Source organism: Roseovarius sp. THAF9 (assembly GCF_009363715.1).
Taxonomy (GTDB): domain Bacteria; phylum Pseudomonadota; class Alphaproteobacteria; order Rhodobacterales; family Rhodobacteraceae; genus Roseovarius.
Window position 1 is genome coordinate 3872780 of the sequence record NZ_CP045404.1, and the last position, 25668, is coordinate 3898447.

A 25668-nucleotide genomic window follows, 5' to 3' on the forward strand; every position below is an offset into this window, starting at 1 on the left:
ATGATCGGCGAACTGAGTGTTTCACGTGAAACAATAGAAAAGCTTGAGCATTACGCCGATGCCCTCAGAAAGTGGAACGCGAAGATCAACTTGGTCTCGAAATCGACGATTGACGACTTGTGGGAACGTCATTTTGTGGATTCAGCGCAAGTTTGGCAATTTGCCAATGGCCAAGCAGGCTCTTGGGCGGATCTAGGCTCCGGGGGCGGGTTTCCAGGCCTCGTCGTCGCAATTATAGCCGCGGAACTTCAAAAAGACTTAAAGGTTACTCTGGTCGAATCTGATCAGCGCAAATCGGCTTTTCTGCGCAGCGTGGCGCGCGAAACATCGACTGATGCAACCATAATTTCGCAACGTATTGAGGAATTGCCGACGTTGCACGCCGATGTTGTCTCCGCGCGTGCGTTGGCGGACCTGGAGACGCTGCTTTCCTTGTCGCATCTGCATTTGGCGCCGCAGGGTTTTATGCTGTTTCCCAAGGGAGAAAACTGGCAGATGGAACTGGCCAAGGCGCAATCGAAGTGGCGTTTCGACTGCGAGGTTGCTAAAAGTAAAACGAACGAAAAATCCGTTATTCTACGCATCTCAGGAGTATGCCGTGCTTGACCTCGCGCGCTCTGCCGGACCAAAAATCATCGCAATCGCGAACCAGAAAGGCGGCGTCGGTAAAACAACAACGACAATCAACCTCGCCGCGGCGCTGGCGGAGGATGCATTTAACGTCCTGATCGTCGATCTTGATCCGCAGGGCAACGCGTCTACCGGGCTGGGCATCGAGGCGGATGAGCGAGAATACACGACTTATGAACTGTTGCTTGAGGAAATCGAGCTAGACAAGGTTATTCGAGAAACCGGACAAACCAACCTTCGTATCGTTCCCGCGACCGTAGACCTCAGCTCGGCCGATATGGAGCTGATCTCGAATGAGAAACGCAGCTTTCTGTTGCACGATGCCTTGCGGCAGCCTGCGATGGACGGTTTTGGATTCGATTTCATCCTGATCGACTGTCCTCCATCGCTCAACCTGCTGACCGTGAACGCAATGGTTGCGGCCCATTCTGTATTGGTGCCGCTTCAATCGGAGTTTTTTGCGCTCGAAGGTTTGTCACAGCTCATGCTGACAGTCCGGGAAGTGCGCCAATCTGCAAACAAGAATCTTAGGATCGAAGGCGTTGTGTTGACCATGTATGACGGCCGGAACAACCTGTCTTCCCAAGTCGAGCAGGATGCGCGTGATAATCTTGGGCCTTTGGTGTTTCAAACAAAGATACCGCGGAATGTCAGGGTCAGTGAGGCGCCATCTTATGCCGTTCCGGTTTTGTCATATGATCCCGGTTCCAAGGGGGCAGAAGCCTATCGTGCGTTGGCACGAGAATTGGTGACAAACAACAAGCGGCAGGCGGCATAAGGAGAGCGGGATGTCGGATAAGAAATCAAAGCGGGGACTCGGGCGTGGCTTGTCGGCGTTGATGTCGGATGTAGCGGAGGCGCAGGACGCACCGGAGGATACCGGCAAACCGGCGGATAAAACGGTTCCGATCGAAAAGATTGAGCCGAACCCCGATCAGCCGCGGCGGGACTTTGACGAAAGTGCCTTGCAAGATTTGGCCTCTTCAATTTCTGCGAAAGGGATCATTCAACCCCTCATCGTTCGCCCAAACCCGCGAAAAAGCGGCGCATTTGAAATTGTGGCGGGCGAGCGCAGGTGGCGGGCGGCGCAGGTGGCTAAGCTGCACCAGGTACCGGTTATTGTACGGGAGTTCGATGACACCGAGGTTCTGGAAGTTGCCATCATCGAGAATATCCAGCGTGCAGACCTGAACCCGGTCGAAGAAGCCGCCGGATACAGTCAGTTGATGGACCGGTTCGGACATACCCAAGAGAAGCTCGCCCAGGCGCTCGGCAAGAGTAGAAGCTATATTGCCAACCTTGTTCGTTTGTTGGGATTGCCTGAGGACGTGCTGACGTATCTACGAGACGGTCGGTTGAGCGCAGGCCACGCGCGGGCATTGATTACGTCGGACGACCCGTCCGCGCTTGCCGGCCAGGTCGTAAGAAAGGGTCTGTCTGTTCGGGAGACCGAGAAGCTTGCGAAAAAGGATGGTGGCAATATCTTCTCGGAAGAAAATGGGTACCAAAAGAAAAAAGGGGCACAAAAGGATGCTGACACCAAAGCGCTGGAGGGTGACTTGGCGGCAAACCTTGGGATGAAAGTTGCGCTGAACCACAAGCCGGGCAAAGAGAACGGCAGCATGACCATTTCCTACGAAAGCCTAGATCAGCTCGACGACTTGTGCAGAAAGCTGACTGGAAGTTAATCTTCCAACAGGTCAGCAATCACGCGATTGAGGATAAGTCGGCCGTCGGAGGTCGCTGACACCCGCCCATTCTGGACTTTCAACAGGCCAAGACTGGATAGGTCCTCTAATTTCGATTGAGAAAGCGGTTTGCGGGCGAGAGCCGCATGTCGGTTCAGATCAATGCCTTCAGTGAGCCGCAAGCCCATCAAGAGATGCTCTGCTCCTTGATCGGTATATTCCACTTTATTATATAATTTCAATGGGTTAGAGTCTTCTGCATGTGATATCCACTGTTCTGGATTCGACCACGCCTCGGTTTCATATCGGCGCCCGGCCATCGTGATCCTGCCATGAGCGCCGGGGCCGAGCCCGACGTAATCGCCATAGCGCCAGTAAACCAGGTTGTGACGGGACTCGGCGCCTGCCTTGGCATGGTTTGAAACCTCGTAAGGATTGAAACCTGCAGCGCTGCAAAGCTCCTGAGTCAACTCATACATGTCTGCAGATAGATCCTCGGACGGCAGGCCGCGCAAACCGCCCTTGGCACGCCTTTGGGAAAAGATGGTGCCCGGCTCGATCGTGAGCTGGTAGAGCGACAGGTGGTCCACGGCCAATGTCAACGCTTCTGAGAGCTCTTGGCGCCAGTCGCCCAAAGTCTGGTCCTGTCGGGCATAAATCAGGTCGAAACTGACGCGAGCAAAGTGCGAACGCGCGATCTCGAAAGCTCTGATTGCCTCCGCCACGGTGTGTATGCGTCCGAGACGGCGAAGATCATCGTCCCTTAAAGATTGCACACCGAGCGACACTCTGTTCACGCCGGCTTGGGCAAACCCGGCGAAACGCTCCGCTTCGACAGAGCCCGGATTGGCCTCGAGCGAGATTTCGATGTCGTTAGCGGGTGTCCAGATCTGGCAGGCGCGTTCGATGATTGCGCTCACCAACTCGGGATTCATCAGGCTGGGTGTGCCGCCGCCGAAAAAGATCGAATTAAGCACACGGTCGGGAAGACGATCGGCGTAACGATCCAGATCCCGCAAATAGGCTCTAAGCCAGCGAGATTGATCGATATTTGCACGGACATGACTGTTGAAATCGCAATACGGGCATTTCGCTTCACAGAAGGGCCAATGCACGTAAAGGCCGAACCCTCCCGCCTGCCAGTCCTCAGTCAAAACAGCCCTTCACAAACTTGCCGAATGCATCCGCGCGATGGCTGATCCTATTCTTTTCCGCTCCATCCATTTCCCCGAAGGTCAAGTCATATCCGTTCGGCTGGAAAATAGGATCGTACCCGTGACCCTGCGCGCCGCGCATGGGCCAGACAATCCGGCCTTCGATCGTGCCTGTGAACACCTCGTCGTGGCCGTCAGGCCAGGCAAGGACAAGAGTGCAACAAAAGCGTGCTGTCCAAGGTGGCTTGGATTTGGATGCCAAGATACGATTATGGGCTTTTGTCATGGCGACGACAAAATCTCGACCATTCTCTGTTTCGGCCCAATCGGCAGTGAATACACCCGGAGCCCCATCCAGGGCGTCGATCTCGATGCCGCTGTCGTCGGACAAGGCGGGAAGATCAGTCGCACGAGCGGCGGCATGGGCTTTGATCCGTGCGTTCCCGACAAAGGTTGTCTCGGTCTCCTCGGGTTCGTCCAGCTTCTTTTCAGCCGCACCTACGACCTGTATATCGTAGGGTTTGAGCAGCGTGGCGATCTCTTCGAGTTTGCCCGCATTGTGGGTAGCCACCAGAAGCGTATCGCCCGAGAATTTACGCATTCGCCGCCGCCGTCTGCAATGTAACAAGCTCTCCAACGCCTTTTTCGGCCAGGTCCATGAGGCTTTCCATCTGGCCGCGGCTGAACGTGGCGCCTTCGGCGCTCATCTGAACCTCTATAAGGCGGCCCGTGCCCGTCATGATGAAGTTGCCATCGACACCTGCGTCGCTGTCCTCCGGGTAGTCGAGATCCAGCACGGGCTGGCCGGCGTAGATGCCGCAGCTGACGGCCGCCACGGGATCAACGAGCGGGTCACTGACCACGTCGCCGGTTTTCAGCAGCTTGTTGACGGCAAGGCGCAGCGCGACCCAACCACCGGTAATCGAGGCGCAGCGCGTTCCACCATCGGCTTGGATTACATCACAATCGACGGTTATCTGACGTTCCCCTAAGGCTACACGATCGACACCGGCTCGCAGACTGCGCCCGATGAGGCGCTGAATCTCAACGGTGCGTCCACCCTGTTTGCCCGCAGACGCTTCGCGTCGCATACGCGACGTGGTCGAACGCGGCAGCATTCCGTACTCTGCCGTGACCCAGCCGAGGCCGGAGCCCTTTATGAACGGCGGAACACGATCCTCGATCGTTGCGGTACACAGGACGTGGGTGTCGCCGATGCGGATCATGCAGGATCCTTCGGCATGTTTGGTCACGCCGGTCTCGATTGAAACCGCGCGCATTTCACTTAAGTCTCTTCCCGAAGGACGCATGCCAGAACTCCTTGTTTGCCTGTCCGGGATACAGGCGACCGAAACCTGATAGCAACCCCGATTGACCTTTTCGGCAGGCCGTTTTTAATGGCATCTCACGGGGCGACAGAAATGAAGATGGATAACGCGCGACAGATCCTCGAAGAGATGAACGACCGCTCGCGGGAAGTGTTTCGGCGGGTTGTCGAAGGGTATCTCGCCACGGGCGATCCTGTGGGGTCGCGCACGCTGACCCGCGACATGAGCGAGAAAGTGTCTGCGGCGACGATCCGCAATGTCATGCAGGACCTGGAGTATCTTGGCCTTTTGGACAGCCCTCATGTTTCGGCGGGACGTGTGCCGACGCAGCAAGGTCTGAGGATGTTTGTCGACGGACTGCTTGAGGTCAGCGACCTTGAACTGAATGATCGGGAGAAGATCGACGCAACCTTGGGCTCCAACTCGGATGACGTCAGTCTTGCGCTTGATCGGATCGGCTCGGCTTTATCCGGTGTGACGCAGGGCGCCTCGCTGGTTTTGGCGCCGAAACGCGAAGCGCCGATCAAGCATATCGAGTTCGTCGCGCTAGGACACGATAGGGCGCTAGTTGTTCTGGTTTTCGGCGACGGGCATGTCGAGAACCGGATTTTCCATCCGCCACCGGGACAGACGCCAAGCTCGATGCGAGAGGCAGCAAATTTCTTGAATGCCCTGATTGAGGGGAAGACACTTTCCGATGTGCAGACGGTCATCGCCAAAGAGATCGACAAGCGCCGTCAGGAAATCGACGGTCTTGCGCATCAATTGGTCGAAAGCGGGCTGGCCGTGTGGGAGGGCGAGGCCGACAGTTACGAGAGGTTGATCGTGAGGGGGCGCGCGAATCTGATCAACTCGGAGGTAGAACAGGAGGACCTTGACCGGATGAAAACCCTGTTTGACGACCTTGAACGCAAGCGAGACATTGCAGAATTTCTCGAATTGACCGATCAAGGCGAGGGTGTGCGCATTTTTATCGGGTCAGAGAACAAACTTTTCTCACTTTCGGGTTCCTCTTTGGTGGTCTCTCCATATATGAACGCTGATCGTAAGATCGTGGGCGCGGTCGGTGTGATTGGTCCGACGCGCCTGAATTACGGTCGAATTGTTCCAATCGTGGATTACACCGCGCAGCTTGTCGGCAAGCTGATCGCGGACCGAAAGTAGAGGATGAGCATGGCACAGTCGAAAGAAGGCCCGTTTCTGGACGACGTGGAGCAAGCGGAAGAAGAAGAGCACGCTGCAACGACCGAAGAAGACGCTCCGGAAAGCCCGGAGCATCAAATTGAGTCGCTACGGGCCGAGCGCGACGCTTTCCAAGACAAGTTCATGCGGGCGCTGGCCGATGCCGAAAATGCGCGAAAACGGGCCCAGCGGGAGCGCACGGAGGCCGAGAATTATGGCGGGTCGAAGCTGGCCCGGGATATCCTGCCGGTCTACGACAACCTGAAGCGTGCGGTCGAGACCGTTACCGACGAACAGCGCAAGGAAGCCGCGGCTCTGATCGAAGGTGTCGAGCTGACGATGCGCGAACTGGTCAACGTGTTTTCGAAACATGGGATCCAGGTGATCGATCCGCAGGTGGGCGACAAGTTCGACCCGAAACAGCACGAGGCGATGTTCGAGGCCCCGGTGCCCGGCACCAAGGCGGGTGAGATCATCCAGGTTTCGGCACAGGGCTTCATCTTGTACGACCGTATCCTGCGCCCGGCGCAGGTGGGCGTTTCTTCCTTTACAGGCTGACGGTCTCAGAGATCGCGAGACAAACCTTTCAGGTCATAGAGAAGATCCAGGGCCTCTTTGGGGCTGAGGTGATCCGGTTGAATTTCTTTTAGTCGCGCCTCGACCACCGACTCTTTTGACACAGGTTGGGGTGCGGGCGGCGGGGACGCAGCAAAAAGAGGCAGATCATCGATCAAGGCGGCACGCTTGCCGCCGCCTTCACGCTCGCCCTTTTCCAAAGCATCCAGAACGACGCGGGCGCGCTCGACCACAGCGGTGGGCAAACCGGCCAGTTTCGCCACCTGCACGCCATAGCTGCGATCCGCTGCGCCGCGACGGACCTCGTGCATGAATATCACGTCGCCTTCGTGTTCTTTCACCGCCACCGTAGCGTTATCGACACGGTTCAGTTTATCGCTCAGCCGTGTCAATTCGTGGTAGTGCGTGGCGAAAAGGGCGCGACAGCGGTTGGTTTCATGAAGATGCTCCAACGTTGCCCACGCGATACTGAGCCCATCATACGTGGCCGTGCCACGGCCAATCTCGTCCAGGATCACCAGCGCCTTGTCGTCGGCCTGGTTCAGGATGGCCGCGGTTTCCACCATTTCGACCATGAAAGTGGAACGGCCGCGGGCCAGATCGTCAGAGGCGCCGACGCGGCTGAACAGTTGGCTGACAAGCCCGATATGCGCTCGTGTTGCCGGAACGTAACTGCCCATCTGCGCAAGGACCGCGACAAGCGCATTCTGGCGCAGGAAGGTCGATTTACCGGCCATGTTGGGCCCGGTCAGCAGCCAGATATCGCTGCTCTCGCCGAGAGAGCAGTCATTCGCTATGAAAGGTGTCCCGTCTTGCGATCGGAGGGCTGCTTCGACAACAGGGTGACGGCCCCCTTCGATGTCGAGCGCGCGGCTGTCATCGACCTTGGGGCGGCACCAGTTTTCGGCCGTTGCGAGATCGGCAAGGCCGGCGGCAAGGTCGAACTCTGCCAGTGAGCGTGCGGCCAATGATATGTCTCCGGATCGCTCCAGAATTGCGCGCTTCAGGGTGTCATAGAGCCGTTTTTCAATCTCCAACGCGCGCCCGCCTGCATTCAGAATGCGGGTTTCCATCTCGCTGAGGGGAACGGTGGTGAACCGGACCTGGTTCGCGGTGGTCTGGCGATGCTTGAAGGTCTCGTTGAGCGGTTCCGACAGCATTTTGTCGGCGTGGGTGGCGGTGACTTCGACGAAATACCCCAGCACGTTATTATGCTTGACCTTCAGGCTTTGGATGCCGGTCATCTTAGCATAGTCCGCCTGCATTCCGGCGATGACGCTACGCCCCTCGTCGCGCAGTTTGCGGGCCTCGTCCAATTCGGTGTCATAGCCGTCGGCGATAAAGCCTCCGTCGCGAGCGAGCAACGGGGGTTCGGCGATGAGGGCTTCATCAAGCAGACCGAGCAACTCATCGTGGCCGGTCAGCGCCGAAGAGACCTCCTGAAGCGGTTTTGGCAGGTCCTGTCCCTCAAGCATCCGCGCAACCTCGGCGCCTTGCGCGAGACCGTTACGAATGGCAGCGAGGTCGCGAGGGCCGCCTCGGTCGAGACCGAGACGCGACAAGGCCCGGTCAAGGTCAGGGACCTTGCGCAGGGTTTCGCGCAGATCCTGCGAAAACCGTGCATTCTGAACCATGAATTCCACGCAATCCAGACGATCCTGAACCACGTCCAACACGCGGCTGGGGCTGGAAATACGCCGCTCAAGCAAGCGGCCGCCGCCAGCCGTCACGGTCCGGTCGATGCAGGACAGAAGCGAGCCCGCACGCCCACCGGTCAGTGACTGGGTCAATTCCAGATTTCGACGCGTGGCTGCATCGATCTGCATGACACGCGCCTCATTCTCGCGCACGGGTTTTTGCAGGAGCGGAAGCTTTCCCTTCTGAGTTATTTCCAGATACTCGGCGATCGCGCCCATTGCAGCGATTTCAACGCGCTCGAATTGGCCGAACGCCTCGAGCGTGTTGACGTCGAATAGCGAGCAGAGCCGCTTTTCGGCGCCCGCGCTGTCGAATGCGGAGCGGCCAAGCGGGGTGATCGAAATGCCATGTTCCTCGGCGATGTCGCGGATGGTGCTTTCGTCGCCATCGGCCACGACCAGTTCACTGGGCGCAAGGCGGGCCAGCTCGGGCGACAGGCGCGGGCCGGCCAGCGGCATGACGTGAAACGCGCCGGTCGAGATATCGACCCAGGCCAGAGCAGAGCTTTCGCGTATCTTCGCAAATGCGGTCAGGAAGTTGTGGCGGCGCGCCTCAAGCAGGCTTTCCTCTGTCAGTGTTCCGGGGGTCACCAGGCGAACCACGTCCCGTTTGACGACGGATTTCGAGCCACGCTTCTTGGCTTCGGCGGGGTCTTCCATCTGCTCGCAGACGGCAACGCGAAAGCCCTTTCGGATAAGGGTCAGAAGGTAGCCCTCGGCGGAATGCACGGGCACGCCGCACATGGCGATATCCTCGCCCAGATGCTTGCCGCGCTTGGTCAGGGCGATATCCAGCGCCTCGGCGGCGGCAACGGCGTCCTCGAAAAACAGCTCGTAAAAATCACCCATGCGGTAGAACAGAAGCGCGTTCTGGTACTGCGCTTTCAGGTCCAGGTATTGCGCCATCATCGGCGTCACGGCTGTTGTCGTGGATGCCACATTGCCCCCCATAGGCTTTGGCCGGCAGCTTACAAATCGCGGGCAGGGGGTGAAAGGCAAAAGCGAAGCAAGGCTTGAAAAGTGGGCCCATGCGCGGAAGCTGTGAAAAGCGATGGAGAGGCGAATGATCTTTAACATGGGCTCTGTGAATATCGACTACGTTTATCTGGTGCCGCACCTGCCGCAGCCGGGCGAGACGCTGGCGGCTGCGTCGATGTCGGTCGAGCTGGGCGGCAAAGGTGCCAATATGTCGGTGGCGATCGCTAAGGCTGACGGTCGCGTGCGCCACATAGGGGCTATCGGACCGGATGGCGCCTGGGCCAAAGCGCGGTTGGCCGAACACGGCATAGACGTGGATCATATTGCGACCGTCGATGTGCCGACGGGGCATGCAATCATCAACGTCGATCCGCAGGGCGAGAATGCCATCGTGATCTTTCCCGGTGCCAATCACGAGCAATCGCACCAAGTGATCGCGGCGGCCTTGGCGGAGGCGGGTGCAGCTGACCTTCTGGTGCTTCAGAACGAAACCAAGGGCAGGGCGTTTTCTGTGGCGCAGGCGCGGGAACGGGGAATACGGGTGATGTATGTACCTGCGCCCTATGATCAGAAGGCGGTAATCGGGTTACTTCCGCACGCCCATATCGTGGTGCTGAACGAAGTCGAATTCGGCCAGATGATGCAGGCCGCGGGACGGGACGTCGCAACGCTTGGAGTACCGACCATCGTTGTGACACGCGGGGCGCAAGGTGCCCTTCTGCTGGAGGAAAGCTCTGGTTGGTCGGAACGCAATTTCCCGGCACCGAAGGTTGACGCGGTCGATACAACAGGCGCCGGCGATACTTTCGCTGGGTATCTGGCGGCCGGGCTGGACGCCGGGTCCTCGACTGAACAGGCGGTGGAGCGCGCCGTTCTCGCCGCGGCGTTGAAGGTTACGCGGCGCGGGACGGCGGAGGCTATTCCGTCCCTAGCCGAAGTTCAGGCCTTCGTGGGTTAGGAGCCGATGAACGGCGCGTTGTCACCCCAAAGCTGGCGGATGCGTTCGTCGCGGCCACATGCCTCGCGATATGCTTTGTAAGCCTTGGCCTGCGTTTTAGGACCGAAGCGCGTGATGATCAGGCGGTCGCCCTTGTAATAATCCTGATGATAGTCTTCCGCCTCGTAAAAGTCCGACGCGGGCAGGATCGGGGTGACGATATCTTGGCCGAGGGTGGCGGCGGCCTTGGCCTTGGCCGTCTTCGCCGCCTTTTCCTCGGCGGCACCATCGGCAAAGATTGCGGTGCGATAGCTGTCTCCACGGTCGCAGAACTGGCCGCCGGCATCCGTCGGATCGACCGAGCGGAAGAACAGCGACAAGAGCTCCTCTCGGCTGACCTCTGCGGGATCGTACTCGATCTGCACCGCCTCGTAATGGCCTGTCCCACCGCGCACGACCTGCTTGTATGTGGGGTTTTCCACGGTACCGCCGGTGTAGCCGGAGATGACTTCGCTGACGCCGTCTACAGATTCGAAATCCGCTTCGACGCACCAGAAACAGCCACCGGCGACGGTCAGGCTTTCGGTTTCGGCGGCCTTGGCGGCGTTGGTCTGGACGCCAAAGCCTACGGCGATGGATATGGCGAGCACGGTCGCCTTGATGTTTCGCAGATGATTCATGGCACAGCCTCCCTTTGCCTGAGGTCAAACTGCCGCGTTTGTGCAACTGTTCCAACTCACCTGCTTGTGAGGTCACGGGGCGGTGAAGCGAATTTATCCCTTGGCACCGAAATGGCCTGTTCCTAGCGTGGGCTGAAACAAATCGCCGGGGTGATTTGTAACAAAGTGAAAGGCGACGGGCATGACAGAGCATCAGACGACACATCAGGCGGAAGAGGATGCGCGGAACGAAGAGATCCTGATCTGGCTGAACGGGCGGATTGTGCCGAAGGCGGAGGCGGTCGTCAGTGTCTATGACAGCGGGTTCATGCTGGGTGATGGAGTTTGGGAAGGTTTGCGGCTGTATGACGGGAGGTGGGCCTTTGTTGAGGAGCATCTTGATCGCCTGTTCGAGGCGGCGAAGGCGATCGACCTTGATATAGGTCTGTCGCGCGAGGAGGTGTTGCAGGCGCTTCTGGATACGCAGAAAGCCAACGAGATGACGAGCGACGCGCACGCACGCCTGATGGTCACGCGCGGTATCAAGACACGACCGTTCCAGCATCCCAGCCTTTCGCGGCAGGGGCCGACGATTACGATCATCATGGAGCATTCGCGTCCCAAGATCGCGCGGCCCATACGATTGGCCACGGTGCCGCATCTCCGGGGCTTGCCGATGACGCAGGACCCGAAGCTCAACTCCCATTCCAAACTTAACTGCATCCTGGCCTGCATCGCGGCGGAAAAAGCGGGAGCGGACGAGGCGTTGATGCTGGATGTGCATGGCTTCGTGAACACCACTAATGCCTGCAATTTCTTTATCGTTCGTAAAGGGGCCGTTTGGACCTCGAACGGGGACTACTGCATGAACGGGATCACGCGGCAGAAAGTGATCGACCTGTGCCGTAAAAACGACATTCCGGTTTACGAGCGGAATTACTCGCTGGTGGACACCTATGGCGCGGACGAAGCGTTTCTGACCGGCACGTTCGGCGCGCAGACACCGGTGAGCGAGATCGACGGGCGACCGATTGGCGACGGTGAGGCCGGGCCGGTGACGCGGCGAATCCAAGCGCTTTACGAGGATCTGATTGCCAAGGAATGCGCCTGATGCGGATCGCGATGTGGTCGGGGCCGCGCAATCTGTCGACGGCGATGATGTATTCGTTTGCGGCGCGAGGGGATTGTGCCGTGATCGATGAGCCGTTCTATGCGGCCTACCTGACGATGACGGGGCTGGAACACCCGATGCGGGATGAGATCATCGCCTCGCAGCCGAGCGACCCAGGCAAGGTGGTCGAAGGGCTGATGGGGCCTATCCCACGGGGAAAGCAGCACTTTTACCACAAGCACATGGCGCAGCATATGATTGACGGTATGCCGCGCGACTGGATCAGGGACGTGGTGAACGTGTTCCTGATCCGGCATCCGGCGCGGGTGGTGGCGAGTTTCTCGGCCAAGTACGAAAAGCCCACGCTCGACGATATCGGCTTTCGCCAGCAGGCAGAGCTGTTCGAGCTGGTCAAGGCGCTGGGCGGCGACCCGGTGGTGATCGACAGTGCCGATATCCGGCGTGATCCAGAGGGTCATTTGCGGAGCCTTTGTGAGCGGATCGGGCTGGACTGGACGCCGGACATGCTGCGCTGGCCCAAGGGCGGACATGCGGATGATGGTGTCTGGGCCAGTCACTGGTATGGGGCGGTACATGGCTCGACCGGGTTCGCGCAGGCGGAGGGTGATGTGCCGGAATTGACCGGGTGGAAAGCGGATTTATCCGCCGCCGCGATGCCCTATTACGAGGCGTTGCGCGGGGAAGAGGTTAAAGCACCGTTACAGGGTTAATGGCCGAATCAGAGCCTGAAATGGCACGTCGGTATCGCATCGGTATTTCAGTGGTATTCCGACGGTGCCAGTTTTGCCGGGCTCCGTGGTGAACGGGCCGAACTTTTGTCGGCCCGACTGGGCTGCCTTGCTTAACCTTTCAGACGCCGGTTGCGCGCGGCGAGCAATTTCAGGCGCAGGGCGTTCAGTTGGATGAAACCAGCGGCGTCTTTCTGGTCGTAGGCGCCGGCGTCTTCCTCGAAGGTCACGTGGGCCTCGGAATAAAGCGAGTGATCCGACCAGCGGCCGACGCAAGTGGCCGACCCCTTGTAGAGTTTCAGCCTAACCATGCCGGTGACGTGTTCCTGGCTCTTGTCGATGGCGGCTTGCAGCATCTCGCGCTCGGGGCTGTACCAGAAGCCGTTGTAGATGAGTTCGGCGTAGCGGGGCATCAGGCTGTCTTTGAGGTGGCCCGCGCCGCTGTCGAGGGTGATCTGTTCGATGCCGCGATGCGCCTCGAGCAGGACGGTGCCGCCGGGGGTCTCGTAGATGCCGCGAGATTTCATGCCGACAAAGCGGTTTTCCACGAAATCGAGACGGCCAATGCCGTGCTTGCCGCCCAGCTCGTTCAGCTTGGTCAGGATCGTGGCGGGCGACATCGCCTCGCCGTTGATCGAGACGGCGTCGCCTTTTTCGAACCCGATCTCGACGAGTTCGGGGACGTCTGGCGCATCCTCGGGATTGGTGGTGCGCTGGTAGACATAATCGGGTGCGGGCTCAGCCGGGTCTTCCAGCACTTTTCCCTCGGACGAGGTGTGCAGGAGGTTGGCGTCGACGCTGAATGGGGCCTCGCCGCGTTTGTCCTTGGCGATGGGGATCTGGTTCTTCTCGGCGAACTCGATCAGGCGCGTCCGCGAGGTTAGGTCCCATTCCCGCCAGGGCGCGATGACCTTGATATCGGGGTTGAGCGCGTAGGCGGCGAGTTCGAACCGGACCTGGTCATTGCCCTTGCCGGTGGCACCGTGGGCAATGGCATCGGCGCCGGTCTCGGCGGCGATTTCGACGAGGCGCTTGGAAATGAGCGGGCGGGCGATGGAGGTGCCGAGCAGGTACTGGCCCTCGTAAAGCGCGTTGGCGCGGAACATCGGGAAGACGAAGTCGCGGACGAACTCTTCGCGGATATCCTCGATATAGATGTTGTCGGGGTTGATACCGAGCAGTTCGGCCTTCTTGCGGGCCGGATCGAGCTCTTCGCCCTGGCCGAGATCGGCGGTGAAGGTTACGACCTCGCAGCCATATTCGGTTTGCAGCCACTTGAGGATGATCGACGTATCGAGGCCGCCGGAATAGGCCAGCACGACTTTCTTGGGCGCGGACATCTTGGTACCCCTTTGCATGATGTTGCAGGGGCGATTACCGGGTTTTCACAGGCGGGGCAAGGCGGCGGAGGCTTGTCACGCGGGCCGCGATGGGCGAAGGACGAGGCATGAGCGATTTCAGAACCCAAGCCCGGGCTGCAGAGGCCGAAATGCGCGCCGTCTTCGAGCCGACGCCGTTGCAGCGCAATGCGCACCTGTCCGACAAGTACGGCGCGGAGGTGTACCTGAAGCGCGAGGATCTGAGCCCGGTGCGGAGTTACAAGCTGCGCGGGGCGTTCAACGCGATGCGCAAGGTGATGGCTGCGGGCGAGGATGCGCCGGTGTTCGTTTGTGCCAGTGCCGGGAACCATGCGCAGGGCGTGGCCTTCATGTGCCGGTATTTCGGAGTGAAGGGCGTGATCTTCATGCCGGTGACGACGCCGCAGCAGAAGATCGGGCAGACGCGCAAGTTTGGCGGCGATGCAGTAACGATCCGCATGGTTGGAGACTATTTCGACGATACGCTGGCACAGGCGCAGGGCTATTGCAGCGATGTGGGCGGGTATTTCCTGTCGCCCTTCGATGATGAGGACGTGATCGAAGGGCAAGCCTCGGTCGCGGTGGAGATCGAGGCACAGCTTGGCGCGGTGCCGGACCGGATCGTGCTGCCGGTGGGTGGCGGCGGGCTGTCGTCGGGCGTACGCAGTTACTTCGGGCCGGAGGCGAACATGGTGTTCGTGGAGCCGGTGGGCGGGGCCTGCCTTGCCGCTGCATTGGAAGCCAAAGAGCCGGTACGGTTGAACCATGTGAATACCTTTGCCGACGGGGCGGCGGTGGCGCAGATCGGGGCACGGACGTTTGCGCGGTTGCGCGATGTCGATCCCGCGAGCGTTCTGGCCGTGGCCGAGGATCGGGTCTGCACCACGATGCTGGAAATGCTGAACATCGAGGGCATGGTGCTGGAACCGGCAGGCGCGCTGGCGGTGGATGCGTTGAAGGATCTCGACATCAGCCCGGGCGAGACGATCGTTTGCGTGACTTCGGGCGGGAATTTCGATTTCGAGCGGCTACCGGAAGTGAAAGAGCGGGCGCAGCGGTTCGCGGGGCTGAAGAAATACTTTGTTCTGCGGATGCCGCAGCGACCCGGGGCGTTGAAGGATTTCCTGACGATCCTTGGCCCGGACGACGATATTGCGCGGTTCGAGTATTTGAAGAAATCGGCGCGCAACTTTGGCTCGGTCCTGATCGGGATCGAGACGAACGATGCCGCGAATTTCGAGCGGATCGAGGCAGAGATGACCGCAGGCGGGTTCGAGCACCGCGATATCACCAATGACCAGATCCTGGCGGAATTCCTAATCTGAGGTGAGGTGCGGCAGCTCGCCCAGGAACTTGGTCTTGGAAGAGGTGTAGGTCTCGACGATATGGGCGAGGTCGATATCCGTGGCGTCGCCGCGGGCGGCCGTGAGTTCGCCATCCTTGCAGAGTTTGGAAAAATCGTCGAAGCCGAGGTTGAGCGCGCTGCCCTTGAGGAAATGCAGCTTGGCCTCGAGCGTTTCGGGGGCCGGGTTGGCGCGAAGTTCGGCGATCTCCTCCTCGACCTCCTCAAGGAAGATCTCGACCACTTCGTCGAAATCCTCGGCCCCGATTTCGTCGCGCAGTTGGGTCACACGGTTCCAATCGATCATGGTATCCTCCTTTGCCCCGGACGCTAGGCGCGGCGAATTAAGGGCGCGTGAAGGATGAGTGTGAATTAGACAGCATTTTACGCTTCACATGGCATTAAGAGGCGCGTGGTTGCATATGGGCGAAAACGCATAGGCAAGACCGTGTCGGCCCACCCCAGAAAGGCGATAGATCCGCCGCCCGATCAGATGAGCATACGCCGTGTGCTGGTTGTCGACGACAGCCGGTTGCAGCGGCGTATCATCAACGCGGCCCTGTCGCGACTGGGGCTGGATGTGGTCGAGGCGGGGTCGGGCACCGAGGCACTTGCCATTTGCGAAGCGGCGCCGCCGGACCTTGTGATCAGTGACTGGATGATGCCGGGGATGAACGGGCTGGAGCTGTGCCGCGCGTTCCGCGCGCTGGCGCGAGAGGATTACGGGTATTTCATCCTCGTCACCTCGAAAAGCGAGAAGGAAGAAGTGGCGCTGGGCCTGGATGCAGGGGCGGACGATTTCCTGACCAAGCCGATCAACCCCGGTGAGCTGCGCGCCCGGATCGCGGCGGGGGACCGGATCGTGCGGATGCAGCGGGAACTGAGCGAGAAAAATCGACTGGTGCGCGAAACGCTGGAAGAGCTGCAGGGTCTTTACGATTCGCTCGACAATGACCTGATCGAGGCGAAAAAGCTGCAACAGTCCTTGATCTCAGAGCGGTTCAGGGACCTTGGGCCGGCGCAGGTGTCGTTGCTGTTGCGCTCGGCGGCGCATGTGGGGGGCGACCTTGTTGGGGTCTTTCCGGTCAACGAGACGCGGATCGGCTTGTATGCAATCGACGTGTCGGGGCATGGCGTGAGTTCGGCGCTGATGACCGCAAGGCTGGCGGGATACCTTTCGGCGACGTCACCTGAGCAGAACGTGGCGCTGGCGCATGGCCCGGACGGGTTTCTGCCTCGACCGCCCGACGAGGTACTGGCGGACCTGAACCACATGTTTTTGGGAGAAATAGAGACTGAATTGTACTTTACGATGTTGCTGGCAGATGCGGATCTGGCGACCGGGCGCGTGACCATGGCACAGGCGGGGCATCCGTGCCCGGCCATCCAGCGCGCCGATGGGCGGGTCGAGATCGAAGGCCCCGGGGGATTGCCCGTCGGCCTGATCGACGGCGCAACCTATGAGCGGTTCGACGTGCAGCTTTATCCCGGTGATCGGTTGTTCCTGCATTCCGACGGGGTGGACGAATGCGCGGATGGCACGGGCACGCTGTTGGGCGAGGACGGGGTGCGCCGCATCCTGCAGGAGTTGCGGCAGACCGAAGGCATGGCGTTTCTGGAGTCTGTGATCTGGAAGCTGGCGGAATATGCCGGGCGCGACGATTTCGACGATGACGTGTCGGTGGCGTTGCTGGAGTTCAAGCCAGTCGGAAAAGCGCCCTGACGAAGTGCCTGTCGCCGGGATTACCGACATGACGCGCGGCGGTTTCGGGATCGGCGAAAAAGGCGGTATGGCCCGGCTCGGACGGCGCAGAGAGCGGCCGGACAGGTTGGGCATGGTAGATGATGCAGATCTTGTCGGCCCAAAGGTCGTATTCCGGCATGTAGACGAAGCGCCGGAACGCCCCCAGCCGCCGGGGCGCGGCAACGCGCCAGCCGGTTTCCTCGAACACTTCGCGATGAAGGGCCTGCAGGGGCGATTCGCCGGGGTCGATGCCGCCGCCGGGTAGCTGCATCTCGGGCTTGGGCTCTTCCTGCCATGTCAGCAGGAGTTTTCCGTTGCGCGGCAGGATGGCGTAGGCGCCGGGGCGGGCGGTGTAGCGGATGTCGGGTCTTGGCGGCTTGCCGAAGCGTCGCATGGCGGGCCCCCCTTGGAGTATGCCTTGTTGCGCATATATAGTCGCGATATGCCAAGAACGGGCGCCCAAGAAAACCCCCTTAAGGATACGCGATGACACTCGGCCAGAAGATCGCCTGGGACGATACCGTCCTGCCATTTCAATTGGATCAATCGGACGTGCGCGGCCGCGTGGTGCGGCTGGACGGTGTGCTGGATGGTGTGCTGAAGCAGCATGACTATCCCGCACCGGTCGAGGCGCTGATCGCGGAAATGGCGCTGATGACGGCGCTGATCGGCCAGACGATCAAGCTGCGCTGGAAACTGTCATTGCAGGTACAGTCGCAAGGCCCGGTGCGGATGATCGCCACCGATTACTTTGCGCCGGAGGAAGAAGGCGAGGCCGCGTGGATCCGCGCCTATGCCAGTTTCGATCCAGATGGGATTACCGACGCGCCCGCGTTCGAGCAGCTGGGCGAGGGGTATTTCGCGGTGATTCTGGACCAAGGTCAGGATACCGCGCCTTATCAAGGGATCACGCCGATTGCGGGCGAGCGTCTTAGTGACTGTGCCGAGGCGTATTTCGCGCAGTCCGAACAACTGCCGACGCGGTTCGCGCTGAGCTATGGACGGTCGACCGAGCGCGATGGGCGCGAGCATTGGCGCGCCGGTGGCGTTTTGTTGCAGCTGATGCCCAAGGCGTCGCCCTTTGCCACGGGAGGCGGCAGCGGCGAGGATGGGTTGTTGCAGGCCTCGGATATTTTGGACGAGGACAGCGAAGAGAACTGGAACCGGGTGAACACGCTGTTGGACACGGTGGAGGATCTTGAGCTGATCGGGCCTTCGGTGTCGTCCTCGGACCTGCTTGTGCGGCTGTTCCACGAGGAGGTGCCTCGGGTGTTCGACGTTCAGGCGGTGCGGTTTGGATGTACCTGCTCGGAGGAGAAGGTACGCAGTAGCCTGTCGATCTATTCGGCCAAGGACATCGCGACGATGACGACCGAAGAGGGCATCGTGACTGCCGATTGCCAATTCTGCGGGGCGCATTACGCGATGGATCCCAAGACGCTGGGGTTCGAGGCCGAAGCGCAAGACGGCGATGAAGAGTGACCTTGTCGCGACCCTGCGCGCAGCGTTGCAGGGCGAAATGGCGCCCTCGTCGGATTACGACCTGAACCCGGACGTGGTTTTGCCGGAGGGGCGCAAACTGCGGCCCGCCGGGGTGCTGGTGCCGATCGAGGTGACGGAGGCGGGCGCAAGGCTGTGGCTGACCAAGCGGTCCTCGGCCTTGCAGCATCATCCGGGGCAGGTGGCCTTTCCCGGTGGCAAGCAGGAGGACGGCGACGCCGATATCGTGGCCGCCGCGCTGCGCGAGGCGCATGAGGAGATCGGGTTGGCACCGGACATGGTGGAGGTTCTGGGCACGTTGCCGCCGCATGAGACGGTGACGAGCTTCTACGTCACGCCGGTGATCGGGGTGATCTCGGGGCCGTTTTCGCCGGTGCCAGAGGCGGGCGAAGTGGAGGAAGTATTCTCGGTTCCGCTTGAGCATGTGTTGGAATTGACCCGGTTCAGGGTCGAATCCCGGCGCTGGCGCGGGACGCGGCGGCACTATTTCGCGGTGCCCTACGGGCCCTATTACATCTGGGGCGCGACTGCGCGGATGTTGCGCGCGATGGCCGAGGCTGTACGGTTGCAGCATGACGCTGACGGGTGACTGGATCGACGCGGGCGAGACGCAGGATGTGTGCCGGATGCTGGAGGCCGCCGGGCATAGGGCGTTGATGGTCGGCGGCTGCGTGCGCAACGCGCTGTTGGGCGTGGCGGTGAACGACATCGACATCAGCACGGATGCGCGCCCCGAAACCGTGGTCGCGCTGGCCAAGGCGGTAGGGATGAAGCCGGTGCCGACGGGTATCGAGCATGGCACGGTGACGGTCGTCTGTCGGGGTGTGCCGTTCGAGGTAACCACCTTTCGCAAAGACGTGGAAACGGACGGGCGGCGGGCCGTGGTCGCCTTTGCCGATGACGTGGAAAGCGATGCGCGGCGGCGGGATTTCACGGTGAACGCCCTTTATGCGACGCGGGAGGGCGCGGTGATCGACCCGCTGGACGGGCTGCCCGATATTGAAGCGCGGCGCATCCGGTTCATCGACGATGCCGAGACGCGGATACGAGAGGATTACCTGCGTATCTTGCGGTTCTTTCGCTTTCACGCGGTTTATGGCGACCCTGCCGAGGGGTTGGATCCTGACGGGCTGTCGGCCTGCGCGGCGCTGGCGGACGGGATCGACGGGTTGTCGAAAGAACGGATTGGGGCGGAGATGGGCAAGCTGCTGGCGGCGCGCGACCCTGCGCCGTCGGTTGCGGCGATGCGGCAGGCGGGGGTGCTGGCGCATGTTTTGCCAAGGGCAAATGACCGGGCGCTGGCGCCGCTGGTGCATCTGGAAGAAATGCATGGGATCTCGCCCGACCCCGTGCGGCGACTGGCGGCGCTGGGCGGGAAAAGCCCGGTTGAGGCCTTGCGGCTGAGCCGGAAGGACGCGCGGCGGCTTGAGGTGTTGCACGATGGGGCCGCTGGCACGCAGACACCCGAGGCGCTGGGCTATTTCCACGGGTCGGAGATGGCGCGGGATATCGTGCTGTTGCGCGCCGCCCTGTTCGAGATGCCTGTTCCGCGTGATGCTTTCGCTGCCGCGGAGCTGGGCGCCAATGCGGTCTTTCCTGTCAGCGCGCAGGACCTGATGCCGACGCTGGAAGGCCCGGCATTGGGCAAGGCTCTGAAAACGCTGGAGGAGGCGTGGATCTCATCCGGCTTTACGCTCGACCGGCAGGCATTGCTACGCCTGGCGACATGAAACGGTCATTTGACTTCGCCGTGGTTTGGCGGCATCTTTTACGCACCACATGGAGGTTGAGACATGTTTATCGGGGATTTTGAACGCTCATAAGCGCCGGATCGCAGGAGTGATCCCGTGCGCGGCGTCGCGCCCCTTTGCCATGTCTTTCCCTTCGCGGAGTTTCCTCCATGTTCAAGCTTTTCGAAAACCTCGTTGATCCCTATGTGCCGTATGAAGAGACGGACAGGCCGCCGACGCGGCTGTGGCCGTTCATGCGGCTATACATGGCGCCGTTTCGCCGCGTGTTCTGGGCGGCCGGGATCATGTCGGTCGTCGTGGCCGCCATCGAGATCTGGCTGATCTACTACATGGGACGGATCGTCGATATCTTGGCGGGCGACCCGATGGAGGTCTGGGCGCAATATGGCACCGAGATCATCGTCGTGGCGGTGTTCATTCTCTTGATCCGCCCCGCGATACAGGCGGTGGACGTCCTGATCCTGAACAACACGATCCTGCCGAATTTCGGCACGCTGATCCGCTGGCGGGCGCACAAGCATGTGCTGCGGCAGTCGGTGGGATGGTTCGAGAACGACTTTGCCGGGCGTATCGCCAACCGGATCATGCAGACCCCGCCCGCGGCGGGCGAGGCGGTGTTTCAGGCGTTTGACGCCATCGCCTTTTCCATCGCGTACATCATCGGGGCGGGCATATTGCTGAGCGATTCCGATCCGCGGCTGATGCTGCCGCTGGTGGGGTGGCTGGTGCTGTACGGCTGGCTTGTGCACTGGACGGTGAAGCGGGTGCAGCCAGCGTCAAAGGCGGCGTCGGACGCGCGGAGCCAGGTCACGGGCCGGGTGGTGGATGCCTATACCAACATTCATTCTGTGAAGCTTTTCGCGCACAACACGCGCGAGGTGGAATACGCCAAGGAGGCCATCGAGCATGCGCGGCAGACCTTCCAGAACGAGATGCGGATATACACGGTGATGGACGTGGTGCTGACGCTGCTGAACGGTCTTTTGATCGTGGCGGTCGTGGGCTGGGCCATGTGGCTGTGGATGCAGGGGCAGGCGAGTGTCGGCGTGGTGGCGGCGGCGACGGCGCTGACCCTGAGGTTGAACGCGATGACCGGGTGGATCATGTGGGCGCTGACCTCGTTCTTTCGTCAACTGGGTGTTGTGGCCGAAGGGATGGAGACGATTGCACAGCCGATTACGCTGGTGGATTCCAAAGGCGCGAAGCCGCTGGATATGCAGCAAGGTCGGATCGAGCTGCGCGAGTTGTCGCATCATTTCGGGCGTGAGAGTGGCGGGCTTGACCGGATTTCGCTGAGCATTCAGCCGGGCGAGAAGATCGGGCTGGTTGGCCGGTCCGGGGCCGGGAAATCGACCCTGGTCAAGCTGCTTTTGCGGTTTTACGACGCCGAGAAAGGCCAGATCCTGATCGACGGACAGGACATCTCCGAGGTGACCCAGGACAGTCTGCGCGACCGGATCGGGATGGTGCAACAGGACAGTTCGCTGCTCCACCGCTCGGTGAGGGACAACATCCTTTATGGCAAGCCCGAGGCGAGCGAGGCGGACATGCTGGAGGCCGCGAAGAAGGCGGAAGCGCATGAGTTCATCCTCGATTTGCAAGACCCGCAAGGCCGCACGGGCTATGACGCACATGTGGGGGAACGCGGTGTGAAGCTGTCCGGTGGCCAGAGGCAAAGGATCACGCTTGCGCGGGTGATCCTGAAGGATGCGCCGATCCTGTTGCTGGACGAGGCGACAAGTGCGCTGGACAGCGAGGTGGAGGCGGCGATACAGGAGACGCTTTATGGCATGATGGAGGGAAAGACCGTGATCGCGATTGCCCACCGCCTGTCGACGATCGCGCAGATGGACCGCATTATCGTGCTGGATCAGGGTCGAATTGTCGAGGAAGGCGGCCATGCGGAACTGCTGGCGCAGGGCGGGCTTTATGCCCGGTTCTGGAGCCGTCAGTCGGGCGGGTTCATCAATGCGGACGAAGCGGCGGAGTAAGTCATGTCCGAGTTTGTGATCGAGCGGTTGGGCTATCTGGGCGACGGGATTGCCGAGGGCCCGGTCTATGTGCCCGGTGCCCTGCCCGGCGAGCGTGTGACCGGGACGCTTGAGGGCAACGTGGTGCGCGATGTGAAGATCGTGGAGCCGTCGGGGACGCGGGTGAAGGCGCCGTGCCGACACTACAAGTCCTGTGGCGGCTGCCAGTTGCAGCATGCGGAGGATGCATTTCTGGCCGAGTGGAAGACAGGGATCGTGCGCGAGGCGCTGACAGCGCAAGGGATCGAGACCGAGTTTCGTGAGATCGCCGTGTCCCCGGCAAACGCGCGGCGCCGGGCCGGGTTTTCCGCGCGACGCACGAAGAAGGGCGCGACGGCGGGGTTTCACGCCAAGGGATCGGACCTGATCGTGGAATTGAGCGAATGCCACGTGGTGGCGCCGAAGTTGCTGGAGGGCGCGCGGGTGGCGCAGGAGCTGGCCCGGATCGGCACAAGCCGGAAGGGCGAATTGAGCGTTGCGGTCACGCTGTCGGAGGCGGGGTTGGACGTGCGCGTAGAGGGCGGCAAACCGCTGGACGGGCCGCTGCGGATCGCTCTGGCGCAACTGGCCGAGAGTGAAGACCTGGCGCGGCTGGCCTGGGACGATGAAACTGTGGTCACGCGGCGGCCGCCGATGCAGCGTTTCGACGGCATCGCCGTGACGCCGCCGCCGGGGGCGTTTTTGCAGGCGACTAAGGAGTCCGAGCGCCTTTTACAGAAGGAAGTCGCGGCGATTTTGGCTGGAACAGAGCCTGCTATCGACCTGTTCGCCGGGTGTGGCACCTTTGCCCTGCCGCTGGCGCGGGAGCGAGCGGTGCATGCCGTCGAAGGCTCCGCGGCGATGACGCGGGCGCTGGATGAAGGCTGGCGGCACAGTGAGCGGCTGAAGCAGGTCACGGTCGAGGCGCGGGACCTGTTTCGACAGCCGATCATGGCCGAAGACCTGAAACGCTTCGGTGGTGCCGTGATTGACCCGCCACGCGCCGGAGCCGAGGCGCAGTGCCGCGAGCTGGCCGAAGCGCAGGTGCCGGTGATCGCCTATGTCTCCTGCAACCCGGTGACATTTGCCCGCGATGCGAAGATCCTGACCGATGCGGGCTACGTGGTGGAATGGGTGCGGCCCGTCGACCAGTTCCGCTGGTCGGTACATGTTGAGCTTGTTGCAGCGATTCGCCGCAAAATAGGCTGACCGGCACAAATTTGAAATGACGTAGCGGGTCGGACGCGGTAAAACGCTGCCAGGGACAGGCAACAGGTTTATCGAGCAATGAATCGCAGGAATTTCGTACTTCTGTCGGTCGCCAGCGCATTTCTGGCGGCCTGTGGGTCCAAGTTCAAATCGTACAACGGGCCCGAGGTGACTCAGGTTCTGATAAGCAAGAGCCGGCGGCGGATGTATCTGTTTCACCACAACAAGGTGCTGAAAGCCTACGATGTCGATCTGGGCTTTACCGCTGCGGGGCACAAGCAGTTCGAGGGGGACGGCAAGACGCCGGAGGGCGATTACACGATCGATCGTCGCAATCCGAACAGTTCCTTCCATCTGTCGCTGGGAATTTCTTACCCCAACGAGGCCGACCGCGCCTTTGCCAAGAAGCACGGCAAGAAGCCGGGCGGAGACATCTTTATCCACGGAGAGCCCAATGATCTGGGCTGGATCCGCAAGCGGCGTTTGGGCCGGGACTGGACTGCGGGATGCATTTCCGTGCGGAACAAGGAAATGGAAAAGATCTATGCGATGGTGCGGAACGGCACCCCGATCCGTATCACGCCGTGACGGGTGGGCTTATTTGCCCATCACCAGCGTCCACCAGATCTTGCCGTTGGGTTCCTGCTCCCATGAAAAGCCCATTTGGCGGGCATCGGGGGCCATGATGACCTGCTTGGTTGACGGCTCGTCCATCCAAGCAGTCAGGGTTTCAAGCTCGGTTTCATAGGTTTCCGAGATGTTTTCGCCGACAAGTTCGCCGCTATAGCCGACGCGGCGCACACGGTCGATCGGAGAGGAGCCGTCGGAGCCGAAATGCCAGGGGCGGTTCTGGACCGACATGTCGCGTGAATGCGTGGCGGCGGCGGCGTTCAGTTGCGCGTTCAGTTGAACGGCAGGCCGCCCGGCCGCCTGGCGCAGGGCGTTGACGGCATCGAGCATCCGGTACTGGATTTCGGCGGTCTGGCCCGAGCGGATGCGGTAAACCTGGGGCAACGGCTCGCCATTGGGGCCGACAGTGGTTTGCGGCGGCGGCGGGGCGCAGGCTGACAAGAACACAAGTGCGGAAACCAGAAGGCCGAAAATACGCGTCATCAGTGTCTACCACCCAGAAGTTCGTTCGACTCGCCTCTTATCGCGGGTCGCGTGGTGTTTCAAACCCACAACCGCGTCAGGTGGGCGAATGTTGCCGGTTTGAATTGCGACTGAGGCATTCGCGCCATATGATCTGGTCAGTTCCAAAGCAGACAATTGGAAGACAGACATGTCCTTTGATCCCCAAAACACATTCAGCCGGCGCGCTTTCCTGGCCGGAACCGCCGCAGCGCTGGGCGCGCCTGCGTTGGCGCAGACTGGCACGACCGAGATGGAGAGCGCGATTACCCGATCGGTACAGCGCAACATCTCGAGCTTTCGCGCCGCGGACTGGCGGCCGCATTTCAGCAGCCTGAGGAATGGCGCGATCCTGGTCGATATCTCCTCCCGCGCGCTGCATTTCTGGGACGAGGACGGGCAGACGAAGTTCCTGTTCCCGTCGAGCATCCCGATGTCCGAGGAATTGACGCGGCGGGGCCGGACGCGGGTGGTGCGCAAGGTCGAGGGCCCCGACTGGCGTCCGACGCCGTCGATGCTGAAGCGGAACCCTGAGTGGCCGTCCTATGTGCCGCCGGGGCCAAACAATCCGCTTGGGACACATGCGCTTTATCTCGGTTGGACCTATTACCGGATCCACGGCACGCATGACACGCGCAAGATCGGGCGTCGATCGTCGAACGGGTGTATCGGGCTTTACAACGAGCACATCGCGCAGCTGTTTGCGCGGGCCAAGGTCGGTACGCAGGTTCTGGTGATCTGAGGCATTTTGCGCTGGAATAGAGACGAATGTAGGCAGCGTTTCGGCGCTGCCTTTTGTCTTTCCAACGGGCGGATCGCTTTTCTACGCGCGGAATCAAGGCCGCAGGCCGCCGCGCATCGGACGGGCCGCCCCCCGGGCTGGCGATTGGGTGAAGTTGGCGTTTAGAACCGAGGTTATGCGGATGCGGCTGCCA

26 protein-coding genes are annotated in these 25668 nt (G+C 60.9%); 17 read left to right on the forward strand and 9 right to left on the reverse strand.

What is annotated here, in order from left to right:
• The 3 genes from rsmG to FIU86_RS18990 are packed head-to-tail and all read left to right on the forward strand — an operon-like array spanning position 1 to position 2318.
• The gene (gene rsmG, locus FIU86_RS18980; RefSeq protein ID WP_368373142.1) at positions 1-606 is read left to right on the forward strand and encodes a 16S rRNA (guanine(527)-N(7))-methyltransferase RsmG; all 606 of its coding nucleotides are present in this window, start codon (positions 1-3) and stop codon (positions 604-606) included.
• Positions 599-1408 (forward strand): ParA family protein, encoded by an 810-nt coding sequence (locus FIU86_RS18985; protein ID WP_152476506.1) that lies wholly within the window; start codon positions 599-601, stop codon positions 1406-1408. Before rsmG ends, FIU86_RS18985 begins: the two co-directional genes overlap by 8 nt.
• A 10-nt stretch (positions 1409-1418) precedes the next feature.
• Positions 1419-2318 carry a ParB/RepB/Spo0J family partition protein gene (locus tag FIU86_RS18990; protein ID WP_152476507.1) on the forward strand — a complete coding sequence of 300 codons (900 nt, stop codon included), beginning with the start codon at positions 1419-1421 and terminating at the stop codon, positions 2316-2318.
• Here FIU86_RS18990 and hemW read toward each other — a convergent pair.
• The 3 genes from hemW to rph are packed head-to-tail and all read right to left on the reverse strand — an operon-like array spanning position 2315 to position 4782.
• Positions 2315-3472: a radical SAM family heme chaperone HemW gene (gene hemW / locus FIU86_RS18995; RefSeq protein WP_152476508.1), complete on the reverse strand. Its 1158-nt coding sequence runs from the start codon at positions 3470-3472 to the stop codon at positions 2315-2317. The genes FIU86_RS18990 and hemW overlap by 4 nt on opposite strands.
• Positions 3465-4073 (reverse strand): RdgB/HAM1 family non-canonical purine NTP pyrophosphatase, encoded by a 609-nt coding sequence (gene rdgB / locus FIU86_RS19000; RefSeq protein WP_152476509.1) that lies wholly within the window; start codon positions 4071-4073, stop codon positions 3465-3467. Before rdgB ends, hemW begins: the two co-directional genes overlap by 8 nt.
• A complete protein-coding gene (rph, locus tag FIU86_RS19005) occupies positions 4066-4782 on the reverse strand; it encodes a ribonuclease PH (RefSeq protein WP_152476510.1) in 717 nt (238 codons plus the stop codon). The genes rdgB and rph overlap by 8 nt, the downstream gene beginning before the upstream one ends.
• 117 nt (positions 4783-4899) lie before the next feature.
• Here rph and hrcA point away from each other — a divergent pair, with 117 nt between their 5' ends.
• A complete protein-coding gene (hrcA, locus tag FIU86_RS19010; protein ID WP_152477241.1) occupies positions 4900-5964 on the forward strand; it encodes a heat-inducible transcriptional repressor HrcA in 1065 nt (354 codons plus the stop codon).
• Positions 5965-5973: 9 nt separating this feature from the next.
• Positions 5974-6540: a nucleotide exchange factor GrpE gene (locus tag FIU86_RS19015; protein WP_152476511.1), complete on the forward strand. Its 567-nt coding sequence runs from the start codon at positions 5974-5976 to the stop codon at positions 6538-6540.
• A 5-nt stretch (positions 6541-6545) separates the two neighbouring features.
• Here the strand turns inward: FIU86_RS19015 and mutS are convergent, their stop codons facing one another.
• Positions 6546-9164: a DNA mismatch repair protein MutS gene (gene mutS / locus FIU86_RS19020; protein ID WP_152477242.1), complete on the reverse strand. Its 2619-nt coding sequence runs from the start codon at positions 9162-9164 to the stop codon at positions 6546-6548.
• 154 nt (positions 9165-9318) lie between these two features.
• On the opposite strand from mutS, the gene FIU86_RS19025 reads away from it, so the two are divergent.
• Entirely contained in the window at positions 9319-10191 is an 873-nt protein-coding gene (locus tag FIU86_RS19025) for a ribokinase (protein ID WP_152476512.1), read from the forward strand.
• On the opposite strand, the gene msrA is transcribed toward FIU86_RS19025, so the two are convergent.
• Complete coding sequence (gene msrA, locus FIU86_RS19030) at positions 10188-10850, reverse strand: peptide-methionine (S)-S-oxide reductase MsrA (RefSeq protein WP_152476513.1); 663 nt, start codon at positions 10848-10850, stop codon at positions 10188-10190. The two genes, FIU86_RS19025 and msrA, sit on opposite strands and share 4 nt — an antisense overlap.
• Positions 10851-11031: 181 nt before the next feature.
• Between msrA and FIU86_RS19035 the strand changes: the two genes are divergently transcribed.
• Both FIU86_RS19035 and FIU86_RS19040 read left to right on the forward strand, forming a co-directional pair.
• Entirely contained in the window at positions 11032-11940 is a 909-nt protein-coding gene (locus FIU86_RS19035) for a D-amino acid aminotransferase (RefSeq protein ID WP_152476514.1), read from the forward strand.
• On the forward strand, positions 11940-12671 hold the full coding sequence (locus tag FIU86_RS19040; RefSeq protein WP_152476515.1) for an HAD family hydrolase: 732 nt from the start codon (positions 11940-11942) through the stop codon (positions 12669-12671). The genes FIU86_RS19035 and FIU86_RS19040 overlap by 1 nt, the downstream gene beginning before the upstream one ends.
• A 131-nt stretch (positions 12672-12802) precedes the next feature.
• Here FIU86_RS19040 and FIU86_RS19045 read toward each other — a convergent pair whose 3' ends face one another.
• On the reverse strand, positions 12803-14029 hold the full coding sequence (locus tag FIU86_RS19045; protein ID WP_152476516.1) for an argininosuccinate synthase: 1227 nt from the start codon (positions 14027-14029) through the stop codon (positions 12803-12805).
• Between the two features lie 107 nt (positions 14030-14136).
• Here FIU86_RS19045 and ilvA point away from each other — a divergent pair, with 107 nt between their 5' ends.
• Complete coding sequence (gene ilvA / locus FIU86_RS19050) at positions 14137-15372, forward strand: threonine ammonia-lyase IlvA (RefSeq protein WP_152476517.1); 1236 nt, start codon at positions 14137-14139, stop codon at positions 15370-15372.
• Here ilvA and FIU86_RS19055 read toward each other — a convergent pair.
• Positions 15364-15696, reverse strand: a complete 333-nt coding sequence (locus FIU86_RS19055; protein WP_152476518.1) for an Hpt domain-containing protein — start codon at positions 15694-15696, stop codon at positions 15364-15366. The two genes, ilvA and FIU86_RS19055, sit on opposite strands and share 9 nt — an antisense overlap.
• Positions 15697-15882: 186 nt before the next feature.
• Between FIU86_RS19055 and FIU86_RS19060 the strand changes: the two genes are divergently transcribed.
• Entirely contained in the window at positions 15883-17112 is a 1230-nt protein-coding gene (locus FIU86_RS19060) for a PP2C family protein-serine/threonine phosphatase (RefSeq protein ID WP_152476519.1), read from the forward strand.
• On the opposite strand, the gene FIU86_RS19065 is transcribed toward FIU86_RS19060, so the two are convergent.
• Positions 17087-17527, reverse strand: coding sequence for an NUDIX hydrolase (locus tag FIU86_RS19065; protein WP_152476520.1), 441 nt, complete (start codon positions 17525-17527; stop codon positions 17087-17089). The genes FIU86_RS19060 and FIU86_RS19065 overlap by 26 nt on opposite strands.
• A gap of 92 nt (positions 17528-17619) precedes the next feature.
• On the opposite strand from FIU86_RS19065, the gene FIU86_RS19070 reads away from it, so the two are divergent.
• The 6 genes from FIU86_RS19070 to FIU86_RS19095 all read left to right on the forward strand — a co-directional run bounded on the left by FIU86_RS19070 (position 17620) and on the right by FIU86_RS19095 (position 24190).
• Positions 17620-18615, forward strand: a complete 996-nt coding sequence (locus FIU86_RS19070; RefSeq protein WP_152476521.1) for an Hsp33 family molecular chaperone HslO — start codon at positions 17620-17622, stop codon at positions 18613-18615.
• The gene (locus FIU86_RS19075) at positions 18605-19222 is read left to right on the forward strand and encodes a CoA pyrophosphatase (RefSeq protein ID WP_152476522.1); all 618 of its coding nucleotides are present in this window, start codon (positions 18605-18607) and stop codon (positions 19220-19222) included. Before FIU86_RS19070 ends, FIU86_RS19075 begins: the two co-directional genes overlap by 11 nt.
• Positions 19206-20363, forward strand: coding sequence for a CCA tRNA nucleotidyltransferase (locus FIU86_RS19080; RefSeq protein WP_152476523.1), 1158 nt, complete (start codon positions 19206-19208; stop codon positions 20361-20363). Before FIU86_RS19075 ends, FIU86_RS19080 begins: the two co-directional genes overlap by 17 nt.
• Before the next feature lie 170 nt (positions 20364-20533).
• Positions 20534-22375, forward strand: coding sequence for an ABC transporter ATP-binding protein (locus FIU86_RS19085; protein ID WP_152476524.1), 1842 nt, complete (start codon positions 20534-20536; stop codon positions 22373-22375).
• A gap of 3 nt (positions 22376-22378) precedes the next feature.
• On the forward strand, positions 22379-23602 hold the full coding sequence (locus FIU86_RS19090; RefSeq protein ID WP_152476525.1) for a class I SAM-dependent RNA methyltransferase: 1224 nt from the start codon (positions 22379-22381) through the stop codon (positions 23600-23602).
• Between the two features lie 78 nt (positions 23603-23680).
• Positions 23681-24190: a murein L,D-transpeptidase family protein gene (locus tag FIU86_RS19095; RefSeq protein ID WP_152476527.1), complete on the forward strand. Its 510-nt coding sequence runs from the start codon at positions 23681-23683 to the stop codon at positions 24188-24190.
• A gap of 9 nt (positions 24191-24199) precedes the next feature.
• Here FIU86_RS19095 and FIU86_RS19100 read toward each other — a convergent pair whose 3' ends face one another.
• Positions 24200-24715: a CAP domain-containing protein gene (locus tag FIU86_RS19100; protein ID WP_152476529.1), complete on the reverse strand. Its 516-nt coding sequence runs from the start codon at positions 24713-24715 to the stop codon at positions 24200-24202.
• A 169-nt stretch (positions 24716-24884) separates the two neighbouring features.
• Here FIU86_RS19100 and FIU86_RS19105 point away from each other — a divergent pair, with 169 nt between their 5' ends.
• Complete coding sequence (locus FIU86_RS19105) at positions 24885-25475, forward strand: L,D-transpeptidase (RefSeq protein ID WP_152476531.1); 591 nt, start codon at positions 24885-24887, stop codon at positions 25473-25475.
• Positions 25476-25668 lie beyond the last annotated feature (193 nt).

What these genes read in the sequence shown, in the direction of transcription:
- FIU86_RS19080 (WP_152476523.1), top strand. Translation starts at nt 19,206, where the DNA reads ATGACGCTGACGGGTGACTGGATCGACGCGGGCGAGACGCAGGATGTG.
- rdgB (WP_152476509.1), bottom strand. Translation starts at nt 4,073, where the DNA reads ATGCGTAAATTCTCGGGCGATACGCTTCTGGTGGCTACCCACAATGCG.
- FIU86_RS19095 (WP_152476527.1), top strand. Translation starts at nt 23,681, where the DNA reads ATGAATCGCAGGAATTTCGTACTTCTGTCGGTCGCCAGCGCATTTCTG.
- FIU86_RS19070 (WP_152476521.1), top strand. Translation starts at nt 17,620, where the DNA reads ATGACACTCGGCCAGAAGATCGCCTGGGACGATACCGTCCTGCCATTT.
- ilvA (WP_152476517.1), top strand. Translation starts at nt 14,137, where the DNA reads ATGAGCGATTTCAGAACCCAAGCCCGGGCTGCAGAGGCCGAAATGCGC.
- FIU86_RS19025 (WP_152476512.1), top strand. Translation starts at nt 9,319, where the DNA reads ATGATCTTTAACATGGGCTCTGTGAATATCGACTACGTTTATCTGGTG.
- rsmG (WP_368373142.1), top strand. Translation starts at nt 1, where the DNA reads ATGATCGGCGAACTGAGTGTTTCACGTGAAACAATAGAAAAGCTTGAG.
- FIU86_RS19105 (WP_152476531.1), top strand. Translation starts at nt 24,885, where the DNA reads ATGTCCTTTGATCCCCAAAACACATTCAGCCGGCGCGCTTTCCTGGCC.
- FIU86_RS19090 (WP_152476525.1), top strand. Translation starts at nt 22,379, where the DNA reads ATGTCCGAGTTTGTGATCGAGCGGTTGGGCTATCTGGGCGACGGGATT.
- msrA (WP_152476513.1), bottom strand. Translation starts at nt 10,850, where the DNA reads ATGAATCATCTGCGAAACATCAAGGCGACCGTGCTCGCCATATCCATC.
- FIU86_RS19015 (WP_152476511.1), top strand. Translation starts at nt 5,974, where the DNA reads ATGGCACAGTCGAAAGAAGGCCCGTTTCTGGACGACGTGGAGCAAGCG.
- FIU86_RS19065 (WP_152476520.1), bottom strand. Translation starts at nt 17,527, where the DNA reads ATGCGACGCTTCGGCAAGCCGCCAAGACCCGACATCCGCTACACCGCC.
- FIU86_RS19100 (WP_152476529.1), bottom strand. Translation starts at nt 24,715, where the DNA reads ATGACGCGTATTTTCGGCCTTCTGGTTTCCGCACTTGTGTTCTTGTCA.
- FIU86_RS18990 (WP_152476507.1), top strand. Translation starts at nt 1,419, where the DNA reads ATGTCGGATAAGAAATCAAAGCGGGGACTCGGGCGTGGCTTGTCGGCG.
- FIU86_RS19085 (WP_152476524.1), top strand. Translation starts at nt 20,534, where the DNA reads ATGTTCAAGCTTTTCGAAAACCTCGTTGATCCCTATGTGCCGTATGAA.
- FIU86_RS19055 (WP_152476518.1), bottom strand. Translation starts at nt 15,696, where the DNA reads ATGATCGATTGGAACCGTGTGACCCAACTGCGCGACGAAATCGGGGCC.
- FIU86_RS19060 (WP_152476519.1), top strand. Translation starts at nt 15,883, where the DNA reads ATGAGCATACGCCGTGTGCTGGTTGTCGACGACAGCCGGTTGCAGCGG.
- mutS (WP_152477242.1), bottom strand. Translation starts at nt 9,164, where the DNA reads ATGATGGCGCAATACCTGGACCTGAAAGCGCAGTACCAGAACGCGCTT.
- FIU86_RS19035 (WP_152476514.1), top strand. Translation starts at nt 11,032, where the DNA reads ATGACAGAGCATCAGACGACACATCAGGCGGAAGAGGATGCGCGGAAC.
- hrcA (WP_152477241.1), top strand. Translation starts at nt 4,900, where the DNA reads ATGGATAACGCGCGACAGATCCTCGAAGAGATGAACGACCGCTCGCGG.
- FIU86_RS19040 (WP_152476515.1), top strand. Translation starts at nt 11,940, where the DNA reads ATGCGGATCGCGATGTGGTCGGGGCCGCGCAATCTGTCGACGGCGATG.
- FIU86_RS19075 (WP_152476522.1), top strand. Translation starts at nt 18,605, where the DNA reads ATGAAGAGTGACCTTGTCGCGACCCTGCGCGCAGCGTTGCAGGGCGAA.
- FIU86_RS19045 (WP_152476516.1), bottom strand. Translation starts at nt 14,029, where the DNA reads ATGTCCGCGCCCAAGAAAGTCGTGCTGGCCTATTCCGGCGGCCTCGAT.
- rph (WP_152476510.1), bottom strand. Translation starts at nt 4,782, where the DNA reads ATGCGTCCTTCGGGAAGAGACTTAAGTGAAATGCGCGCGGTTTCAATC.